20 protein-coding genes are annotated in these 19299 nt (G+C 71.6%); 14 read left to right on the forward strand and 6 right to left on the reverse strand.

What is annotated here, in order from left to right; genetic code table 11:
- Nucleotides 1–132: 132 nt before the first annotated feature.
- The gene (locus ABT057_RS47825) at nt 133–600 is read right to left on the reverse strand and encodes an RDD family protein (protein WP_352351486.1); all 468 of its coding nucleotides are present in this window, start codon (nt 598–600) and stop codon (nt 133–135) included.
- Nucleotides 601–799: 199 nt separating this feature from the next.
- Here ABT057_RS47825 and glnA point away from each other — a divergent pair, with 199 nt between their 5' ends.
- The 4 genes from glnA (at nt 800) to pspAB (ending at nt 4419) form a co-directional block, all read left to right on the forward strand.
- On the forward strand, nt 800–2209 hold the full coding sequence (glnA, locus tag ABT057_RS47830) for a type I glutamate--ammonia ligase (protein WP_352351488.1): 1410 nt from the start codon (nt 800–802) through the stop codon (nt 2207–2209).
- A 118-nt stretch (nt 2210–2327) separates the two neighbouring features.
- A complete protein-coding gene (locus ABT057_RS47835) occupies nt 2328–2585 on the forward strand; it encodes an SCO2583/SCO2584 N-terminal domain-containing protein (RefSeq protein ID WP_352351490.1) in 258 nt (85 codons plus the stop codon).
- A gap of 325 nt (nt 2586–2910) precedes the next feature.
- Nucleotides 2911–3831: a zinc metalloprotease HtpX gene (gene htpX / locus ABT057_RS47840; protein WP_352351492.1), complete on the forward strand. Its 921-nt coding sequence runs from the start codon at nt 2911–2913 to the stop codon at nt 3829–3831.
- 3 nt (nt 3832–3834) lie between these two features.
- Nucleotides 3835–4419 carry a PspA-associated protein PspAB gene (gene pspAB, locus ABT057_RS47845; protein WP_352351494.1) on the forward strand — a complete coding sequence of 195 codons (585 nt, stop codon included), beginning with the start codon at nt 3835–3837 and terminating at the stop codon, nt 4417–4419.
- A gap of 10 nt (nt 4420–4429) precedes the next feature.
- On the opposite strand, the gene ABT057_RS47850 is transcribed toward pspAB, so the two are convergent.
- Entirely contained in the window at nt 4430–4675 is a 246-nt protein-coding gene (locus tag ABT057_RS47850; protein ID WP_352351496.1) for a hypothetical protein, read from the reverse strand.
- A 93-nt stretch (nt 4676–4768) separates the two neighbouring features.
- Entirely contained in the window at nt 4769–5953 is a 1185-nt protein-coding gene (locus ABT057_RS47855) for a CynX/NimT family MFS transporter (protein ID WP_502974093.1), read from the reverse strand.
- Here ABT057_RS47855 and ABT057_RS47860 point away from each other — a divergent pair.
- Both ABT057_RS47860 and ABT057_RS47865 read left to right on the forward strand, forming a co-directional pair.
- Complete coding sequence (locus ABT057_RS47860) at nt 5934–6317, forward strand: FadR/GntR family transcriptional regulator (protein WP_352351500.1); 384 nt, start codon at nt 5934–5936, stop codon at nt 6315–6317. The two genes, ABT057_RS47855 and ABT057_RS47860, sit on opposite strands and share 20 nt — an antisense overlap.
- A 105-nt stretch (nt 6318–6422) precedes the next feature.
- Nucleotides 6423–8048, forward strand: a complete 1626-nt coding sequence (locus tag ABT057_RS47865; RefSeq protein WP_352351502.1) for an alpha/beta fold hydrolase — start codon at nt 6423–6425, stop codon at nt 8046–8048.
- Between the two features lie 22 nt (nt 8049–8070).
- On the opposite strand, the gene ABT057_RS47870 is transcribed toward ABT057_RS47865, so the two are convergent.
- A complete protein-coding gene (locus ABT057_RS47870) occupies nt 8071–9429 on the reverse strand; it encodes a DUF2252 domain-containing protein (protein ID WP_352351504.1) in 1359 nt (452 codons plus the stop codon).
- 192 nt (nt 9430–9621) lie between these two features.
- Between ABT057_RS47870 and ABT057_RS47875 the strand changes: the two genes are divergently transcribed.
- Nucleotides 9622–10806, forward strand: coding sequence for a winged helix DNA-binding domain-containing protein (locus ABT057_RS47875; RefSeq protein WP_352351506.1), 1185 nt, complete (start codon nt 9622–9624; stop codon nt 10804–10806).
- A gap of 130 nt (nt 10807–10936) precedes the next feature.
- Here the strand turns inward: ABT057_RS47875 and ABT057_RS47880 are convergent, their stop codons facing one another.
- Entirely contained in the window at nt 10937–11251 is a 315-nt protein-coding gene (locus tag ABT057_RS47880; protein WP_352351508.1) for a hypothetical protein, read from the reverse strand.
- A gap of 230 nt (nt 11252–11481) precedes the next feature.
- Here ABT057_RS47880 and ABT057_RS47885 point away from each other — a divergent pair, with 230 nt between their 5' ends.
- Together ABT057_RS47885 and ABT057_RS47890 are read left to right on the forward strand one after the other, a co-directional pair.
- Nucleotides 11482–11850 (forward strand): ArsC/Spx/MgsR family protein, encoded by a 369-nt coding sequence (locus tag ABT057_RS47885; protein WP_352351510.1) that lies wholly within the window; start codon nt 11482–11484, stop codon nt 11848–11850.
- A gap of 119 nt (nt 11851–11969) precedes the next feature.
- Nucleotides 11970–12659 (forward strand): SCO2207 family protein, encoded by a 690-nt coding sequence (locus ABT057_RS47890; protein ID WP_352351512.1) that lies wholly within the window; start codon nt 11970–11972, stop codon nt 12657–12659.
- Nucleotides 12660–12662: 3 nt separating this feature from the next.
- Here ABT057_RS47890 and ABT057_RS47895 read toward each other — a convergent pair whose 3' ends face one another.
- Nucleotides 12663–13511 carry an alpha/beta fold hydrolase gene (locus ABT057_RS47895; protein ID WP_352351514.1) on the reverse strand — a complete coding sequence of 283 codons (849 nt, stop codon included), beginning with the start codon at nt 13509–13511 and terminating at the stop codon, nt 12663–12665.
- 110 nt (nt 13512–13621) lie between these two features.
- Here ABT057_RS47895 and ABT057_RS47900 point away from each other — a divergent pair, with 110 nt between their 5' ends.
- The 5 genes from ABT057_RS47900 to ABT057_RS47920 all read left to right on the forward strand — a co-directional run bounded on the left by ABT057_RS47900 (nt 13622) and on the right by ABT057_RS47920 (nt 19166).
- Entirely contained in the window at nt 13622–14074 is a 453-nt protein-coding gene (locus tag ABT057_RS47900) for a MarR family winged helix-turn-helix transcriptional regulator (RefSeq protein WP_352351516.1), read from the forward strand.
- A 263-nt stretch (nt 14075–14337) separates the two neighbouring features.
- Complete coding sequence (gene glnII, locus ABT057_RS47905; RefSeq protein ID WP_352351518.1) at nt 14338–15369, forward strand: glutamine synthetase; 1032 nt, start codon at nt 14338–14340, stop codon at nt 15367–15369.
- Between the two features lie 348 nt (nt 15370–15717).
- A complete protein-coding gene (locus ABT057_RS47910; protein ID WP_352351520.1) occupies nt 15718–16275 on the forward strand; it encodes a winged helix-turn-helix domain-containing protein in 558 nt (185 codons plus the stop codon).
- Nucleotides 16276–16346: 71 nt separating this feature from the next.
- Nucleotides 16347–17360, forward strand: coding sequence for an NAD-dependent epimerase/dehydratase family protein (locus ABT057_RS47915; RefSeq protein ID WP_352351522.1), 1014 nt, complete (start codon nt 16347–16349; stop codon nt 17358–17360).
- 246 nt (nt 17361–17606) lie between these two features.
- Nucleotides 17607–19166, forward strand: a complete 1560-nt coding sequence (locus tag ABT057_RS47920) for a DUF1996 domain-containing protein (RefSeq protein WP_352351524.1) — start codon at nt 17607–17609, stop codon at nt 19164–19166.
- Nucleotides 19167–19299 lie beyond the last annotated feature (133 nt).

Below are 19299 nucleotides of genomic sequence, written 5' to 3' on the forward strand. Positions count from 1 at the left end.
TTTTTTTTTATTTTTTTATATTTTTCCCGCGGCCGCGGGCCGCCCCACGCCCCTTAGAACCCCCCCCCCTCGGGGGGGGGGGGGCCGGTACACCCCCCCCCACCCCCCTCGTCTTACGCCTGCCTCGTCGCCCTAGATCCGCACCTCGACCGTGCGGGCCAGCCGGTCGTGCAGTCCCCGGCCGTCGCGGTCCCAGATCAGGGCCGGGATCGCCAGGCACAGCAGGACCGTGCGGATCAGCGAACCCAGGGGCCGTACGGTGCCGGTCTCGACGGACACCACCCGCAGGCCGAAAAGACGCTTGCCCGGGGTGAAGCCGACCGTACCCACCGTGAGCAGACTCAGCACCAGGAAGACCAGCAGGGTCCAGTTGCTGGTGGAGGGGGTGTAGCCGTCGGTGATCAAGCTGTATGCGATCAGCAGGCACAGACCCCAGTCCACCGCCAGGGCGCCGAGCCGGCGGCCGGGGCGGGCGACCGAGCCCGGACCCTCCTCCGGAAGACCGAGTTGCTCGCCCCTGTATCCGAAGTCGACACCGGCTTCCTCCGCGGCCGCGCGGGGGCCCGAGAGCCACGATCCGATTGCATCCCTCTTGTCCACGCGACCACGGTACTGCCCACGTTCTGTGATCCGCACAGGTGGGTGAATCGGACGGAGTCCGGTTAACTTGTGCGAAACAAATGGGTCACGCCCGAGAAATCACCCGTCCCTAGGGTCGAGGTCAGCGTGTGCCACCGCACTGGCCGCACGAACGAACTACCACCCCGGCACGGGAACGGCCGGGAGTAGGAGGAGCTGGATGTTCCAGAACGCCGACGAGGCCAAGAAGTTCATCGCGGACGAGGACGTCAAGTTCGTCGACGTCCGGTTCTGCGACCTGCCGGGCGTGATGCAGCACTTCACGGTGCCCGTCGAGGCGTTCGACCCGGACGAGGAGCTCGCCTTCGACGGTTCGTCGATCCGCGGTTTCCAGGCCATCCACGAGTCCGACATGGCCCTGCGCGCCGACCTCTCGACCGCGCGGGTGGACCCGTTCCGCCGCGACAAGACGCTGAACGTCAACTTCTTCATCCACGACCCGATCACGGGCGAGCAGTACTCCCGTGACCCGCGCAACGTGGCGAAGAAGGCCGAGGCGTACCTCGCGTCGACCGGTATCGCGGACACCGCGTACTTCGGTCCCGAGGCCGAGTTCTACGTCTTCGACTCCGTGCGCTTCGCGACCAGCGCGAACGAGAGCTTCTACCACATCGACTCCGAGGCCGGCGCCTGGAACACCGGTGCCCTCGAGGACAACCGCGGTTACAAGGTCCGCTACAAGGGCGGTTACTTCCCGGTCCCGCCGGTCGACCACTTCGCCGACCTGCGCGCCGAGATCTCCCTGGAGCTGGGCAAGGCCGGCCTTCAGGTCGAGCGCCAGCACCACGAGGTGGGCACCGCCGGCCAGGCGGAGATCAACTACAAGTTCAACACGCTGCTCGCCGCGGCCGACGACCTCCAGCTCTTCAAGTACATCGTGAAGAACGTCGCCTGGCGCAACGGCAAGACCGCGACCTTCATGCCGAAGCCGATCTTCGGTGACAACGGCTCCGGCATGCACGTCCACCAGTCCCTGTGGGCGGGCGGCTCCCCGCTCTTCTACGACGAGGCCGGTTACGCGGGCCTGTCGGACACCGCCCGCTACTACATCGGCGGCATCCTCAAGCACGCCCCGTCGCTGCTGGCCTTCACCAACCCGACGGTGAACTCCTACCACCGTCTGGTCCCGGGCTTCGAGGCGCCGATCAACCTCGTCTACTCGCAGCGCAACCGCTCCGCGGCCATGCGTATCCCGATCACGGGCTCCAACCCGAAGGCCAAGCGCGTCGAGTTCCGCGCGCCCGACTCCTCCGGCAACCCGTACCTCGCCTTCTCCGCCCTGCTCCTCGCGGGTCTCGACGGCATCAAGAACAAGATCGAGCCGGCCGAGCCGATCGACAAGGACCTGTACGAGCTGGCTCCCGAGGAGCACGCGAACGTCGCGCAGGTCCCGACCTCGCTCCCGGCCGTCCTCGACTCGCTCGAGCGCGACCACGAGTTCCTGCTCGCCGGTGACGTCTTCACGTCCGACCTGATCGAGACGTGGATCGACTTCAAGCGCGCGAACGAGATCGCCCCGCTGCAGCTGCGTCCGCACCCGCACGAGTTCGAGCTCTACTTCGACGTGTGATCGAAGCGAGGCTCTGATCGGCGCCCCCGTTTCCTGTTTTCTCAGGGCGGGGGCGCCGTCGTATGGTTTCTGGCACTGTTGTTCGATGACAGGCGCCAGGTGACAGGGGGATCAGGGGATGGCCGAACAGGACGACGACCAGCGGGAGTTCGACATCCGGTGGGCGGACCAGGCCGAACACAAGGAGCCCTCGGCCCGGGCGCGGATGCTGGCCGCGCGCTGGAAGGAGAACCCGCCGGAGCCGGTGCCGTTCCGGGGCGATCCCGGACCGGCGGCGCCGCGCCGTTCGTCGTGGGTGTCGACGACGATCGTGTTGGGCTGTGTGGCGGCCGTGATCCTGCTGCTGGGGTACACGCGGTTCCAGGCGCCGTACTAGGGCGTGTTTCTTCCGGCTGCCTGGCGACGCCTGGCACGCACGCTCGCCGCGTTGTCGGGCTCGCCCCGATACATCCAGTATCGGGGCGACCCTCCGCCTCGCGATCGCACGCACCAGACGCCGCCAGGCCTGCCCTTCGGGCAGACGACGCTACTTTCGAAACACGCCCTAGGCGTTTTTCTTCCGGCTGCGGGCCGTTGCCCGCCCACGGTCGGTCCGGTCCTGAGCTTTTGCTGCCCCTAGGGCCGATCGCGACCGCTTCATGGCGGGGTCGGGTGCACACTGGCAGTGGGGCGAGTGCCTGACTGCCTGCGGGGTGGTGCACATGAAGAGCCGTTTCCGGAGCGACCGGGGCCTGACCGTGCGGATGACGGTCACCCTGTTCCTGCTCGGACTGTTGTACGTGGCGTTCGTCGCCGCGCTGATCGTGTTGCTGAGGTCGTGGGTACTGGTCGTCGTGCTGATGGCGGCCATGTTCGTCGCACAGTTCTGGTTCTCCGACCGGATCGCCCTGTTCGCGATGCGCGGGCGGGTCGTGGAGCGCGAGGAGTATCCCGAGCTGCATGCCGTCGTGGACCGGCTGTGCGCCATCTCGGACCTGCCCAAGCCGGTCGTCGCCGTTTCCGACATGGACATGCCTAACGCGTTCGCCACCGGGCGGAATCCCCAGAACGCGGTGGTGTGCGTGACGACGGGCCTGCTGCGCCGGCTGGACCCGGCCGAGCTGGAGGGCGTGCTCGCGCACGAGCTGTCGCACGTGGCGCACAAGGACGTCGCCGTGATCACGATCGCGTCCTTCCTCGGGGTGATCGCCGGTCTCGTCGTGCGGTTCGCCTTCTACTCGCAGCTGTTCGGCGGCGGGCGCCGGGACCAGAACACCGCCGTCGTCTTCGCCGCCGTGATGGGGGTGTCGGCAGCCGTGTACGCGATCAGCTTCCTGCTGATCAGGGCGCTGTCCCGGTACCGGGAGCTGGCCGCCGACCGGGCCGCGGCGCTGCTCACCGGCCGGCCCTCGGCGCTGGCCTCCGCACTGACCAAGGTGTCCGGCGACATCGCCCGGATCCCGACCAAGGACCTGCGCACCGCCCAGGCCTTCAACGCCTTCTACTTCACCCCGGCGACCGGCAGGGAGCCCGGCATCGAGCGTTTCTTCTCCACCCACCCGAGCCTGGAGCAGCGGCTCGACCAGCTGGGACGGATCTCCGCCGAGCTGGGCGAGGCGGCCAGGCCCGGGAAAGCAGGCTGACGCATGGGGTTGCTGGACATCCTGCTCGGACGGACGAAACCGGTGGTGCCCGACCTCGATCGGCTGTTCGCGCTGCCGTCGGCAGCCGTGACGCTGGAGGCGGCGACCGGATTCACCCCGACCGGGCAGGGCGCCGTCTGCTTCGCGACCGTGGAGGGCGCCGCCTTCGAGCAGACGCACCGCGAGGTGCAGGCCCTCCTCGACGCGGACACCGAACGCACCGGGCCACCGGTACGGCTGCTGCGCGACGACTTCGGCTACTCCTGGCTGCTCTCCCAGCGCTCCCCCGAGGACCTGTCCGCCCTCGTGAACGATCTGCACGCGGTGAACAGCGCGATGGAGGTCAACGGCTTCGGGCCGCAACTGCTGTGCTCCCTGGCCGGCTTCGAGAACCCCGCCGGCCGCTCGCTCGCGCTCGTGTACCTCTACAAGCGGGGCACCTTCTACCCGTTCGCGCCGCTGCCCGAGCGGGGGCAGCGGCGCGACAACGCGCTGGAACTCCAGGTGAAGGCGGCCCTGGCGGGCGACCTGCGGATCGAACAGGACCTGAGCCGCTGGTTCCCGCTGTGGGGTGCGCCGGGCCTGTGAGCCGGCCCTGCTACCTGCCGCGCTCCCGCTCGTAGCGGCGCTCCCACTTGGCCTGCAGGTCTCGGCGGGCACGGTAGGCCTTGTACGAGGTCGGCGCGGCGCCCGGGCCCGGGGTGGGGCCGGGGGTGGAGGACGCGGATCCGCGTCCGGACCGGACGTACAGGTAGAGCGCGATGATCGCGGCGAGCCAGTAGAGGTGGTTTCCGAATCCCAGGACGACCAGGACCAGGGTCCCGGTGATGACGATGATGCCCATGTCATTCAGCGTAGAGAGTTGATCACTCAACGTCATCCGCTTTTTGTGGTGGTCCGTCCCCGTCAGTGGTCCGTCCTCCTCTTCCCTCTCTGTTCAGCCGATCCGGCGGTTTCGGCCCGCGAGCAGGCCGGCCGCGATCTGGACCAGGGTCAGCAGCAGGATGAAGGCGATCGGCAGCCGCCAGCCGTCGGAGCGGTCGTAGAGGACGCCCACGACGACGGGTCCGGGAATCGACAGCAGGTAGCCGAAGCTCTGCACGAAGCCGGAGAGCCGGACGACGGTCGCCCCGTCACGGCCGCGCATGCCGATCATCGTCAGGGCCAGCGGGAAGGAACAGTTCGCCACGCCCAGCAGGAACGCCCAGAGCCAGGGCGCGGCGGCGGGATCGGCCCACAGCCCCGCGAAGCCCGCCAGGCCGCAGACCCCGATCGTCGCGGCGATGCCGCTCTGATGGCGCACCTTGCCGGCCACGGACGACAGGGCGAACGACAGGGGGACGCCGAGCAGTGAGGTACCGGAGAACAGCAGGCCGGCGGTCCCTGCGGAGAGTCCCGCGTCGCGGAAGATCTGCGGCAGCCAGCCGATGATGACGTAGGCGGAGCCGGCCTGCAGGCCGGAGTAGGCGGTGAGGGCCCAGGCGGTCGGGTCGCGGGAGAGCCGGATCCCGGCCCGGTCCGTTGTCTCGCCGGAGCCGTCCGGGGGAGGTGGCTCCGGTGGACGGCGGCGGGCGAGGGCCAGCCAGGGCGGCACGGCGAGCGCGGCCAGGACCGACCGGGCTCCCAGGCCGTACCGCCAGTCGCCGCCGAACCCCCCGGTCAGCGGGACGGTCGCGACCGCGGCGCAGGACGCTCCGACGTTCAGGGCCATGGAGTACAGGCCGGTCATCGCGCCCACCCGGTCGGGGAAGCGCTGTTTGACGACGGCCGGGAGCAGCACGTCGGCGACGGCGATGCCCGCGAGGGACACGGCGGTCAGGGCGACGAACAGGACGGGGCCGGCGGCGAACGGCCGCAGCGCGAGGCCGGCCGTGAGGACCACCCCGGCGGCCGCGACGGCGCCGGCCGCCCCGTACCGGCGGGCGAGGGCAGGGGCCGTGGAGCCGACCACGGCGAAGCAGACGGCGGGGACGGAGGTCAGGAGCCCGGCCACCGAGCCGCTCATGGCCAGGCTGTCGCGGACCTCTTCGAGGACCGGCCCGAGGCTGGTGACGCCCGGGCGCAGGTTCAGCGCCGCGAGAACGAGGGCCACGGCCACCGACGTGCGCGGTGCCCTGGAGATCCGCGCCGCCCGGCTGGCCTGCGCCCGGCGCACGGACGACGACCTGGAGCGGCTCCGCCGCGCGCTGGACCAGCGGCAACAGGCCTGGTCGGCCGGGGACCGGGTCGGTTTCGTCAGCGAGGACGTGGCCTTCCACCTGGCCGTCGTCGCCGCCTCCCACAACCCCGTGCTGGCCGAACTGCACGCGGACCTCGGCGAGGTGATCCGGGACTTTCTCCTCGACCACTTCGGCGACGAGCTGCGCCCCGAACAGTTCCAGGACCACGCCCGCCTCGTCGAGGCGATCCGCGAGCGCGACGGCGACCGGGCAGCGCGGGAGTCGGCGTCGTACATGGACTGCGCGCCCGCCCGGAAATACGAGTGACCGCCGATACGAGTCACAGCGCGTACGAGTGACGGCAGGGGGGCCTGTCAGCCAAAGGAGGGTGACCGCCAGGGCCGCCCGCCCGGCACCGCATACGCTCGGCCCATGACCGAACTGGCCTCTCTTTCCCACGAGTACGGCGGTGAGCGCCTCGCCGTCGTGGCGGGCGGCGACGGCGCGGCGAGCGTCACCGCCGTGGTGCTGCACGGCGCCGGCAACGGCAGCAAGGAGCGACTCCTGCCGCTGGCCCGGGAGTTCGCGGCCCAGGGCTGCCGGGTGCTCGCCCTCGACTTCTCCGGCCACGGCGAAAGCACCGGCGCCCTGCCGGAGTTGAGCCTGCGCCGCCGCTTCGAGCAGGCGGTGGCGGTGATCGACGCGTACGCACCGGACGGCGGGCCGCTGGCGCTGGTCGGGTTCAGCATGAGCGGGCAGACGGTGGCCGACCTGGTCGGGCACTACGAGGAGCGGGTGTCCGCGATCGGGCTGTGCGCGCCGGCGGTGTACGCGGCCGAGGCGTGGGACGTGCCGTTCGGCGCGGGCGACGGAGAGTTCAGCGCGGTGATCCGCCGTCCCGGCAGCTGGCGGTCCGCGCCCGCGCTGGAGGTGTTCAGGGCGTACGAGGGCCGGGCGGTGCTCGTCGTCCCGGGCACGGACACGGTGATCCCGCCGGAGGTGACCGAGGCCGTGCAGGACGCGCTGTCCGCCCGCGCCCAGTACAGCAGGTTCGAACTGCCCGACGCCGAGCACCGGTTGGGTCTGTGGTTCCGGGACCGTCCCGTGGACCGGCGGGAATTCGTGGCGTCCGTGCTGGCCCCCGGCTGGGCGGCCACCGACGCCTGGCTCGCCGAGCAGCTGCCCGCGGGCCGTACCGTCCGTGAGTCCCGTCGGCTGCGGGGCGGTTGGAGCTCGCAGATGCGACGGCTGACCCTCGACGACGGAACGGGCCTCGTCCTGCGGACCTTCGTGAAACCGTTCTTCCGCAGGGCCGCGGCGGGGCTGCTCGGCCGGGAGGCGTCCGTGCTGACGATGCTCGCCGGACGGCCGGACGTGCGGGCCCCGCGACCGGTCGCCGTCGACGCGACGGCCGAACTCTGCGACCATCCCTCACTGTTGATGTCCCTGCTGCCGGGCCGGGTCCGGGTCGACGAGACCGACCTCGACCGCCGCCTCGACCTGCTGGCGGCCCAGCTCGTGCGCATCCACGCGGCCGAGGTCCCGGCGCCGGACCGCCCGCGCACGTACGAGGCGTGGACGTCCCCGGAGCGGGTGCGGACACCGCCGGGCGGGCCGTGGGACCGGGCGGTGGACGTGCTCCGCCGTGAACCCCCGTCCTACCAAGGCCGTTTCCTGCACCGGGACTTCCATCCGGGCAACGTGCTGTTCGACGGCGCGGGCGACGCACTGCGGATCACCGGGGTCGTGGACTGGGTCGAGACGTCCTGGGGCCCGGCGGACCTGGACGTGGCCCACTGTTCGACGGCCCTGGCCCTGCTGCACGGCCCCGCGCACGGTCTCGGTTTCCGGGCCCGCTACGAGGCACACGGCGGCAGCGGCCTCGCCGACGGTCCCGACCACCTCTACTGGCGGCTGCTGGACAGCCTGGCGTACGCGCCCGACGCGGTGAAACTGGCCCTCCCCTGGCGGGAGCTGGGCCGCACCGACCTGACACCGGAGGTGCTGGCCGGGCGGCTGGAGACGTATGTGACGGGGCTGCTCGAGACGTACGCCTGAGCAGTCGGGGGCCGGGCACGCGTCACACGTCGGGGGCGGCGTTGACCACTCCGGCCGCGACCGCCGCGCACAGGGCCGCGTGGTCGGCGGCGGTCTGGTCGGCGTAGGCCAGGGCGAAGTCGGCGACGGCGCGTTCGAAGGTGTCGGCGCCGCCCAGGTACCCGGCGACGGCGATCCGGTCGCCCGAGCGGGCGTGCGCGCGGGCCAGGGCGGTGCCGCAGAGCCGGGCGTACGCCGTGAGATCGCCCGGGGACATCCCCGCGACGTCGGCCGTGCCCTTCGTGTCCCGCAGCTGCCGCCAGTAGAAGGCGCGCCCCTGGGGGCCGGTCATCCACCCCAGGAAGATGTCGGAGGCCGCCTGGAGCAGCCGTTGCCCGGCGACGACGCGATGGCCCGGATGGGTGTACGGCCCGCTCGGCAGATGAGCCTCCAGGACGGCCGCGCGGGCCTCCTTGATCTGCAGGAACAGCCGGTCGTCGGCGTCCCGCCCGGCGAGCAGCACGACGAAACAGCGCAGGCCGACGCTGCCGACGCCGACGACCTTGCGGGCGGCGTCGGTGAAGCGGTAGCGGTCGAGGAGGAGCCGGCGTTCCTCGGAGAGCGTCGAACGGTAGTCGCTGAAGATCTTGCGCAGCGCGGCGGAGTCCGAGACGCCTGCGGGTTCGAGCAGCGGCGGGTCGTGGACGATGCGGTGGTGTCCGTCGACGAGTTCCGTGAGCCTGCCGAGGGACTGGAGGTCGGTGCGGCGTCGGGCGCGGGTGAGGCTGGCCTCGGCGCGCCGGCGCCGGCGGGCGGAGCGCAGCAGCGGCAGCAGCCGGTCGGCGTCGATGCGCTCGTGCCAGACGGCGAGTTCGCCGAGCCGGGCCAGCCGCAGCATCGCGATGCGGTAGCCGGCGGCGGCCGCCACGGTGGCCGCGCGGACCCGGTCCTCGGGGTGGCCGTTCTCGCGGGCGGCCACGGCGACGGAGACGGCGAGCCGTTTGACGTCCCACTCGAACGGGCCGGGATGCGTCTCGTCGAAGTCGTTCAGGTCGAACAGCAGCGACCGCTCCGGGGAGGCGTACAGGCCGAAGTTGAGCAGATGGGCGTCGCCGCACAGCTGCACGGTCAGCCCGGTGTGCGGCCGCGCGGCCAGGTCGGCGGCCATCACGGCGGCCGCGCCGCGCAGGAAGGCGAACGGCGAGGCGGTCATCCGCCCGTGGCGCACCGGCAGCAGCTCGGGCAGCCGGTCCCGCCCCTGCCGCTCCAGTACGGCGACGGGGTCGGCCCGGTCGACGGGCGGCAGCCAGCCGGCGTGCGCGGACCGCGCCACCCGCTTGCGGGCCTCCTTGCCGCGCCGGGCCCGCTCGGCCGGGCCGCCGGCTGCCCCGGGGGTGCTCATCTGCGTCTTCTCCGCGCCACGCCGGCCTCCCGACTCGCACCAAGCCCCCGGGTCCTGTTCGCAGTGAATGCCGGTCCGCGAGGGTCCGCATGCCGGATACGGCGAACGGGTGGCGCGGGGCGCGGGCACCCCGTTGTCAGTGGGGTCGGGGAGGATACGAGGAGGGACCGGTGACGGCGGGCGGAGGGCGCGATGGGCGACGGGGTGCGGTACATCGGCGGCGCGGAGCGCCGGGCCCGGCTGGCCCTGCGGCACCGGCTGGCCCCGGCGGCCCGCGCCTCGGGACCGGAGGAGGTGGCCGACGCGCTCGTCGCCCTGCACGGCACGGATCCCGCGACGGTGTACCTGACGGTCGGGGCCCGGCTCACCGCGTCGGGGGTGACGGTCCCGGAGACGGAGCGGGCGCTGTACGAGGACGGCACGCTCGTCCGGATGCACGGCATGCGGAACACGGTCTTCGTGTTCCCCAGGGAGCTGACGGCCGTGGTGCACGCCTCGACGAGCCTCGTGGTCGCCGCGCGGTCCCGGGCCGCCCTGGTGGGCGACATGGCGAAGGCCGGCGCCCCGGACGCGGCCTGGCTGAAGGAGGTCGAGGAGTCGACGCTGGCCGCGCTGGCGCGGCTGGGCGAGGCGACGGCGAGCGAACTGGCCCGGGAGGAACCACGGCTGCGGGAGCAGTTCGTGTACGCGGCGGGGAAGAGCTACGAGGGGCTGCACACGGTCTCGAACCGCCTGCTGCGGCTGCTCGGCACGGAGGGGAAGGTGGTCAGGGGCCGCCCCGACGGCTCCTGGACGTCCAGCCGGTTCCGCTGGGCCCTCGCCCCCGGGCACGCCGAACTGGACCCGGCGGGGGCGCAGGCGGAACTGCTGCGCCGCTGGCTGGCGGCGTGCGGGCCGGCGACCGAGGCGGACCTGAAGTGGTGGACGGGGTGGAAGGTGACCGAGGTACGGCGGGCGCTGACGACGATCGGCGCGCGGGCGGTGACCCTGGAGGAGGGCGCGGGGTACGTCGCCCAGGAAGACGTGGACCCGGTCGCCGCCCCCGGGGAACCCTGGGCGGCCCTGCTGCCCGCCCTCGACCCGACGGCGATGGGCTGGCAGGCCCGCGACTGGTACCTGGCCCCCGGGCTGCGCCCCGCCCTGTTCGACCGGAGCGGCAACGTGGGGCCGACGGTGTGGTGGGACGGCCGGGTGGTGGGCGCCTGGGCCCAGCGGCCGGACGGTGAGCTCGTCTGGCGGATCCTGGACGACGAGGGGGTCGGCCGGGAGGCGGGGAAGGCGATCGCGGCCGAGGCGGAGAGACTGTCGGCCTGGCTGGGCGGGACACGGGTGACGCCGAGATTCCGGACGCCGGCGGAGAGGGAACTCGCCGGCTGACGAGGCCCGCGGGCTGAAGAAGCCTGCGGGCTCATGGAGTCGGCGGACCCGAGGAGTGCGCGGACGACGGGGTCGGCGGGGTGACGGCGGAGCCGGGTGCGGTCGGGACGGATGGCACCCGGCACCGGCCTCACCGGTTGTAGCGCATGAACGCCCTGACCATGTGGCAGGTCGTGTCCGACGGCGGGTGGACGCCGATGAGCTCCGCGGTGCTGCGGATCTTCTCGTTGCGCGCCTGGTTGGGCATGTACACGCCCGAGTCGAGCAGTGCGATGGCCAGACGCATGGCCTTGAGGCGGCGGTTGTGCGTGACGTACCACTCCCGCGGCCGGCCGGCCGGCAACGGCCTCTTCGCCACGGGCACACAGGGCAGATCGAGCTGGACGGAACGCTTCGCGGTGGACTGGGTCGGCAACGGCTTCGACTTGAGTGCGGCAGCGGGCACGGACATCCTCCTGTCGCGACAGGGTTTCACCGGACACCTCCGGTGAAACCCTCGAACACTACGCACAGTCTACCGCCCACCACTGACATCCAGCGAGCCCGCCAACCCGGTAAATGCCCAGGTGGGAAAGGAAATTGGTGCCACGTCACACCAGGTTCCAGAGGGACGCACGAGGCGACCCAAATTCGAACAGGCCCGTCGCTGCGACCGGTGGGACTACCGTGGGCGGCATGGAGATCTGGATCAATCCGGCCTGCTCGAAGTGCCGCGGCGCCCTCACCCTGCTCGACACCGAAGGGGCCGACTACACCGTCCGCCGCTACCTGGAGGACGTGCCGGGCGAAGCCGAGATCAAGGACGTGCTCGACCGGCTGGGCCTGGAGCCGTGGGACATCGCGCGGACCCAGGAGGCCGTGGCCGCGGAGCTCGGGCTGAAGGAGTGGGCGCGGGACGCCGGTTCGCGCGGGCGCTGGATCGCCGCCCTCGCCGACCACCCGCGGCTCATCCAGCGCCCGATCATCACCGCCGACGACGGCACCGCGGTGGTGGCCCGCACGGACGAGGCCGTACGGGACGCGCTCTCCCGCCGGCCGCATTGATCACAAGCGCCGTCGATGTGACGCGCGTCACTCCGGCTGACTCCTGTAACCGCTGAGTAACCTCGTTCGGCATCTCGTACCTAGCGGCGTACGCTCCCCTACCTCTTCAGGAGGCGCGGATGTCGCGCAGAAGAACCTTCGGCACGAAGAAGAAGATCGCACTGCTGGTCAGTGCGGCGGCGGTGGCGGGCGGGGGTGCCTTCGCCATGGCGAGCACCTCGAACGCCTCCCAGACGGCCCGGACACCACGGACCCTGTCGGCCGCCGAGTCGACGGTGTGCCAGGGGCTCGCCACCGCCCTCGGCAACAACCAGAAGTTCATCGACGGCCAGCGGGCCGCTCCTGACGCGCAGTCGGAAGCCCGGATCGCCAACCGCGAGGCCGTCATCGCGCAGATCAAGGTGCAGCAGAAGGCGTCGGGTTGCGCCGTCGGGGAGTCGGCTCAGGACTCCCAGGCGACGCAGCCCTCGCAGGCCGCGCCGGCACCGGCCGCCTCCTCGCCGGCCGCGTCCAGGCCGGCCGGAAACACCGGGAACGGTGGCGCTGCCGGCGCCGCCTCCGGGCAGCAGGTCTGCAACGGCTCCACCGTCACGCTCTCCGGCGAGGACGGCGCCCCGGCGGCCTCCAGCAACCAGTTCCCGGCGGGAACCAGGCTGAAGGTCACCAACCTGGACAACAACAAGTCCACGGTCGTCGAGGTGACCTCGGTCTCCGGCAGCTGTGTACTGCTCAACAACGCGGCTTTCGAACAGGTCCGAGAGCCCGGCAAGTTCCTGATCCGCCGGGCCGTGATCGAGAAGGTGGGGTGAGTCTCAGCCGCGGAGGAAACCGGTGAGGCGGCGGCCCAGGTCCGAGGGCGCCGCGGGCGGCAGGCCATGGTGGGACACGGCCGGGAGGACGGCCGTCTCCACCGCCTCCCCCAGCGCCTTCGACGCCTCGGCCCGTACCGCGTAGATGTCACAGGTCCTGCTGTTCGCGGCCACGAGCAGCAGGACCGGCAGGTCCAGCGACCGCAGCGCGGCCGCCGCCGGACGCGGCCCGGTCACCGGCCGGCTCGCGGGGAAGCCCGCGGCCGCCTCCTGGAGCCGGAGCCAGTCGGGGTCGAGGTCCGCTCCCCCGGTCTCCCACTCCAGGAAGGCCCGCACCCGGCGCGGCGTGGGCCGCAGCAGCATCGGCAGGGCGCGCAGGAGATACGACGGCCGGTATCCGGCGAAGCACTGGGTGGGATCGAGGAGGAACAGCCGCCGTACGCGCTCGGGGGCGCGCACGGCGTGGTGCAGGGCGATCCAGGCGCCGTACGAGTGCCCGCCGACGTCGGCCCGCTCGACACCCAGTCCCGCCAGCACCGCGTCCAGCCAGGCGCCCAGCTCGGCCACGCTCCGCGGGCGCCCCTGCTCGCTGCGCCCGGCCGCCCCGACCAGGTCCACCGCGTACACCCGGCGGATCCGGGCCAGCTCGCCCGCCTGGGCGTACCAGGAGGCCGAGGTCGCGCCCCCGCCGCCGGGCAGGAGCAGCAGCGGCGGCGCGTCCCGCGGGCCGCACGCGTTGACGTGCGCCGTGCCGAACGGGGTCGCCACCCTGACGGCCTCCCGGTCGGCGGGCCACTTGGCCATGACCTTGTCGTAGGCGGTCCGGAACGCGTCGTCGTCGTACGTGCCCATGGAATCCCTCCGTGTCGTGCCCGTGCCGTCTCCGTGTCGGCGCCGTGTCGTCCCCGTATTATCTCGCTCGGCGAGATGTTCGCCGAGCGAGATGACAACCGGAGGGCCATATGCCGACCGAGGGCCGGAACGGGATGGAGACCGTGCATCTGCTGCGCGCGGTGACCGTCGAACTCGGGCTGCGCAGCGCCCGGTTCGCGAACCGCAACGGCATGCACCCGACCGACGTGCGCGCCCTGATCGCCCTGATGGACGCCCGGCGGGCGGACGAGGAGATGACCGCGGGGCAGCTCGGGGCCGCGCTCGGGCTGAACTCGGCCGGCACGACGGCCCTGGTCGACCGGCTGGAGCGGGCCGGTCACGTCCGGCGGGTACGCGGCGCGACGGACCGGCGCAGGGTCGTGATAGAGGTGGACGAGCGCGCGGTCGCCCTGGGCGAGTCCTTCTTCGGCCCCCTGATCCGGCAGGTGGTGGACCTGCTCGAGGGATACGACGAACGGGAGCGCGCCGCGATCCGGGGCTTCCTGGAAGGCGTGCGGAGAGCCGCGGCCGGAGAGCCGTGACCCGGTCCGCGGGTTCCAATCCCATCGCATACGAGACGCACAGCCGCCGCCGTCTGCGACCGCGAACGGCGACTCGCGGCCGTGCCACCGGCCTCACACAGTGAGCCGCGCCACAGAACCACCAGGTAACACGGGGTTCACATTCGAGCAATGATCGGGAAATCGCCTGTTGACAGGCTTCCGGGCACATACCGGCGGCGCCCCAGTGCCGCAGCGCCGCAGCACCCGCAAGTGCGTCAGACACACCCCGAAGGAAGTGGCCCGTGACCTTCAAGGCTGAGTACATCTGGATCGACGGCACCCAGCCGACGGCGAAGCTCCGCTCCAAGACGAAGATCATGGCGGGCGAGCCCGCCGGTCTCGAGGCGCTGCCGATCTGGGGCTTCGACGGGTCCTCCACGAACCAGGCCGAGGGCCACTCCTCGGACCGTGTCCTCAAGCCGGTGTTCACCTGCCCCGACCCGATCCGCGGCGGCGACGACGTCCTCGTGCTGTGCGAGGTCCTCAACATCGACATGACCCCGCACGAGTCCAACACCCGTGCCGCGCTGGTCGAGGTCGAGGCGAAGTACGGCTCCCAGGAGCCGATCTTCGGCATCGAGCAGGAGTACACCTTCTTCCAGGACGGCTACCCGCTCGGCTTCCCCAAGGGCGGCTTCCCGGCCCCGCAGGGCGGCTACTACTGCGGTGTCGGCGCCGACGAGATCTTCGGCCGTGAGGTCGTCGAGGCCCACCTGGAGAACTGCCTCGCCGCGGGTCTGGGCATCTCCGGCATCAACGCCGAGGTCATGCCCGGCCAGTGGGAGTTCCAGGTCGGCCCGCTCGCCCCGCTCGAGGTCTCCGACCAGCTGTGGGTGGCCCGCTGGCTGCTCTACCGCACCGCCGAGGACTTCGGTGTCTCCGCCACCCTCGACCCCAAGCCGGTCAAGGGCGACTGGAACGGTGCCGGCGCGCACACCAACTTCTCCACCAAGGCGATGCGCGAGGGCTACGACGCGATCATCACCGCCTGCGAGTCGCTCGGCGAGGGCTCCAAGCCGCTCGAGCACGTCAAGAACTACGGCGCGGGCATCGACGACCGCCTGACCGGTCTGCACGAGACCGCCCCGTGGAACGAGTACTCCTACGGCGTCTCCAACCGTGGCGCCTCGGTCCGCATCCCGTGGCAGGTCGAGCAGGACGGCAAGGGCTACATCGAGGACCGCCGTCCGAACGCCAACGTCGACCCGTACCTGGTGACCCGCCTGATCGTGGACACCTGCTGCGCCGCCCTGGAGAAGGCCGGCCAGGTCTGACCCGCCCCGCAGCTCCCGTGAAGGGGCGCCCGCCATCCGGTGGGCGCCCCTTCCGCATGACCGGCTGCCGTCGGCATCATGCCAAGGGAGCGTCCAAGCAGTGAGAGACCTCTCCTTCGACGGGCGGGGGTCTGCTTCAATGGGCCCATGGCCGGCTTCCAGCAGCACATCGCGACGGGTCGCAATGACCTCGAGCCGTTCTGGCCTTCCCGTCAGCACCACGACTTCGACCGGGTGTGTTGCCGCGCGACGAACGCGCCGGCCCTCTAAAGCCGTACCCCGGTCTTCGGCCGGCGCGAGACGTACGTCCCTTCCGACGAACTCCTCGCGCGAAAGAGCTGACCTCTCATGGCGACCACTCGTTCTCTCTCCACCGCCCCTCTCACCGGCCCCGTCCACGGCGCCTCCCGCCACCGGCTGCGAGCCGTCGACCCGGACGAGGCGGTGGACGTGGCGGAGCTCCTGCCGCCCGGTGCCACCTGGCTGCCGGCGCCGCAGCACACCCTGCCCGACCTGCCCGGCCGGCCGGCCATGGTCGGCTACCTGGTCCTGATCCCGGCGGACCAGCAGCAGCCGTTCCAGCCGGTCCCGGTGCCGGACACCGGCGCGGAGGAGCCGCTGGTGCGGGTCGACCCCGTGCAGCGCACCGCCGAGGTCGACGGGCGTGAACTCGACCTCACCTACCTGGAGTTCGAGCTGCTGGCCCACCTCGTGGCGCATCCGAACCGGGTGCACACCCGCGACCAGCTCGTCACCACGGTGTGGGGGTACGGTCACGTGGGCGACGGCCGCACGGTCGACGTCCATGTCGCCCGGCTGCGCCGCAAGCTGGGCGCGGAGCACCGCCACACCATCCAGACCGTGCGCCGCGTCGGCTACAAGTACATCCCGCCGACCGGCCGCTGACCGGCTGTCGGCCGTCTGCTGACGGCAGAGGGCGGTTCCGTCCCCGACCCCGGCCGGGCAGAGTCACCGGCATGAGACTACTGGTGCTGGGTGGTACGGAGTTCGTGGGACGGGCCGTCGTGGAGGCGGCCCTCGGACGCGGCTGGGACGTGACCGTACTGAACCGGGGGCGGCAGGCGCCCGCCCCCGGCGCGCGGGCGCTGACCGGCGACCGCACCGCCCCCGGGGGCCTGGCCGCCGTCGGCAAGGGCGAGTGGGACGCCGTCGTCGACACCTGGTCGGCCGCGCCGCGCCCGGTGCACGAGGCGGCGCGGTTGCTGCGGGGCCGCGCCCGCCGGTACGTGTACGTGTCGAGCTGCTCGGTGTACACCTGGGCCCCGCCCGCCGGTTACGCCGAGGACGCGCCCGTGGTCGAGGGTGCCGAGCCGGACGCCGGCCACACCGACTACGCCCGCGACAAGCGGGGCGGCGAACTGGCCACCGTGGACGCCTTCGGTGCGGCGGACTCCGTCCTCGTACGGGCCGGGCTGATCCTCGGCCCCCACGAGAACGTCGGCCGGCTGCCCTGGTGGCTGGGCCGGATCGCGCGGGGCGGCCCGGTGCTCGCGCCCGGGCCCCGGGAACTCCCCCTCCAGTACGTCGACGCCCGCGACCTCGCCGAGTGGACGCTCGGGGCCGTCGAGCGGGAACTGAGCGGCCCGTACAACCTGATGAGCCGTCAAGGTCACGCCACCATGGGCGACTTGCTGGAGGAATGCGTCCGGGTCACCGGGTCGGACGCCGAGTTGCGCTGGACCGCCCCGGAGGTCGTCACCGCGGCCGGAGTCCAGCCCTGGACCGAGCTGCCCGTGTGGGTGCCGCCGGGCACCGACATGCACGACGCCCTGCACGGCGCCGACGTCTCACGGGCGTTGGCCACGGGGCTGTCCTGCCGGCCCGTCGCTCAGACCGTCGCCGACACCTGGGCATGGCTGCGGTCGATCGGCGGCGCGGCGCCGCGGCGCCCCGGTGCGGTCATCGGTCTCGCCCCGGAAAAGGAGGCCGAGGTTCTCGCCGCCCGAGGAGACCGCGAACTTTTTTCGTGAGGCCGGTTTGGGCCCTCCCGCCGAGGACAACCGCAGGTGAAAGCGGTTTCGACACCTGCGGAGCGCGTCCGGCGGGCGCTCCAACTACTGTGCGGTGTGGGGGCGTTGGGGTCGGTTTGTCGTACGAACCTCTCATCAATTTCTGAGACCGCTGAACACCTCTGGGGCCAGGTGCGTAAGAGAGGGAGCAGCTTCACTCCTGTCGGGCGCCTCGGTGCTGCCCCGCAAGGAAGTCAGAGGAGTTCCATGGGACGCAACACACGTAAACGCCGTTCGTCGATGGCCACGAAGGCCGTGGCAGCATCGGCGGCCCTAGCGCTCGGTGGGGGCGGGCTGATCTGGGCGAACTTCTACGCTTCTGCCCACGAGTCCAACAGCTCGGGCCAGAACACGACCAAGGCCGCCACCGCGGCCGCACAGGTCGCCACCATCTCCTGCCCGGACGTGGGGCAGAAGCTGACGAACGTGCCGGACAAGGCCAAGCAGGGCGTCGCCACCGAGTTGGCGAACCTCGACAAGCAGATCACCGAGGCCTACACCCGCCTTGCCTCCTCTCGTCAGGCCCAGGCGAACGACTCCGGGTTCGTGCAGAACGCGATCGTCGGCCCCCTCAAGGAGAAGCGGGCGGCCACGATCGACCGCATCCGGATCGACATCCAGCGGGTCGGCGGCCAGTTCAACACGCAGCTGAGCCAGCTCGCGGCCTGCACCACGCAGGCGGCGAACAACACCGCCGCCGGCGGCGGTCAGAACAACGGTGGCCAGCAGAACAACGGCGGCCAGGCCGGCAACGGCCAGAACACCGGCGGCCAGGCCGGCAACGGCCAGAACAACGGCGGTCAGCAGCAGGCGGGCCAGAACGGCCAGGGCGGCAACGGCCCGGTCGCGGCCGACTTCGTGGACATCACGAAGGTCCAGCAGAACGCGACGATCGGTGTCGGCGCCAACGGCCTCGCCGCGAACGGCAATTCGGGTTCCAAGGGCACGTTCGTCACGAAGTGTGGCACCAACCAGAACAAGAACCACAACACGGACAACGTGATCGTGGCTCCCGGTGTCACCAACGGCGCGCACCACCTGCACGACTACGTCGGCAACCAGAACAACGACGCCTTCGCGAGCGACCAGGACCTGGCCAACGGCACCACCAGCTGCCAGAACCAGGGTGACAAGTCCTCGTACTTCTGGCCGGTCATCCGTGTCCAGGACGGCACGCAGGACTTCGACCAGAACGCGGACGGCGGCGGCAAGGAGGGCAACGTCGGCAAGATCCTGCTGCCGGCCCAGGCCCAGCTGACGTTCGTCGGCAACAAGAAGAGCCAGGTCGTCGCCATGCCGAGCGCCCTGCGCATCATCACCGGTGACGCCAAGGCCTTCGTCAACGGCAACGCCAACGCCAACGTGAACTGGTCCTGCACCGGCTTCGAGAACAAGGTGCAGCTGCACGACAAGTACCCGATCTGCCCGCAGGGCAGCCAGGTGGTGCGCACGACCTTCTTCCAGAGCTGCTGGGACGGTCAGAACATCGACAGCGCCAACCACCGCACGCACGTGTCCTTCGTCCAGGCGGACGGCACCTGCGCCAACGGCTTCAAGGCGATCCCGCAGCTCCAGGTGCGGCTGGTCTACAACGTTCCGCAGCCGAAGCTGGCGAACGGGACGATCACCAACCCGTACGCGGTGGACTCCTTCCCGGAGAACCTGCACAAGCCGATCACCGACCACAACGACTTCATCAACTTCTTCTCCACGAACGTGATGAACAAGATGGTCAACTGCATCAACACCGGCAAGAAGTGCCAGTAGGCGACAACTGAGAAGGGGGGGGGGGGGGGGGGCCCCCCCCCCCCCGGGGGGGGGGTGGAGTTGTTAGTAGGGGAGGGTGGGGGGCGCGCCCCCGGCGTCCCGCCCCGGGGGGGGGCGGGCCGCGGGGAGGCGG

The sequence above is a fragment of the Streptomyces sp. NPDC002588 genome (assembly GCF_040295925.1).
GTDB lineage: Bacteria > Actinomycetota > Actinomycetes > Streptomycetales > Streptomycetaceae > Streptomyces.

Excerpts from the sequence above, each read along its gene's own strand:
- glnA (WP_352351488.1), top strand. The coding sequence starts at position 800 with ATGTTCCAGAACGCCGACGAGGCCAAGAAGTTCATCGCGGACGAGGAC.
- ABT057_RS47835 (WP_352351490.1), top strand. The coding sequence starts at position 2,328 with ATGGCCGAACAGGACGACGACCAGCGGGAGTTCGACATCCGGTGGGCG.
- htpX (WP_352351492.1), top strand. The coding sequence starts at position 2,911 with ATGAAGAGCCGTTTCCGGAGCGACCGGGGCCTGACCGTGCGGATGACG.
- pspAB (WP_352351494.1), top strand. The coding sequence starts at position 3,835 with ATGGGGTTGCTGGACATCCTGCTCGGACGGACGAAACCGGTGGTGCCC.
- ABT057_RS47850 (WP_352351496.1), bottom strand. The coding sequence starts at position 4,675 with ATGGGCATCATCGTCATCACCGGGACCCTGGTCCTGGTCGTCCTGGGA.
- ABT057_RS47865 (WP_352351502.1), top strand. The coding sequence starts at position 6,423 with ATGACCGAACTGGCCTCTCTTTCCCACGAGTACGGCGGTGAGCGCCTC.
- ABT057_RS47870 (WP_352351504.1), bottom strand. The coding sequence starts at position 9,429 with ATGAGCACCCCCGGGGCAGCCGGCGGCCCGGCCGAGCGGGCCCGGCGC.
- ABT057_RS47875 (WP_352351506.1), top strand. The coding sequence starts at position 9,622 with ATGGGCGACGGGGTGCGGTACATCGGCGGCGCGGAGCGCCGGGCCCGG.
- ABT057_RS47885 (WP_352351510.1), top strand. The coding sequence starts at position 11,482 with ATGGAGATCTGGATCAATCCGGCCTGCTCGAAGTGCCGCGGCGCCCTC.
- ABT057_RS47890 (WP_352351512.1), top strand. The coding sequence starts at position 11,970 with ATGTCGCGCAGAAGAACCTTCGGCACGAAGAAGAAGATCGCACTGCTG.
- ABT057_RS47895 (WP_352351514.1), bottom strand. The coding sequence starts at position 13,511 with ATGGGCACGTACGACGACGACGCGTTCCGGACCGCCTACGACAAGGTC.
- ABT057_RS47900 (WP_352351516.1), top strand. The coding sequence starts at position 13,622 with ATGCCGACCGAGGGCCGGAACGGGATGGAGACCGTGCATCTGCTGCGC.
- ABT057_RS47910 (WP_352351520.1), top strand. The coding sequence starts at position 15,718 with ATGGCGACCACTCGTTCTCTCTCCACCGCCCCTCTCACCGGCCCCGTC.
- ABT057_RS47915 (WP_352351522.1), top strand. The coding sequence starts at position 16,347 with ATGAGACTACTGGTGCTGGGTGGTACGGAGTTCGTGGGACGGGCCGTC.
- ABT057_RS47920 (WP_352351524.1), top strand. The coding sequence starts at position 17,607 with ATGGGACGCAACACACGTAAACGCCGTTCGTCGATGGCCACGAAGGCC.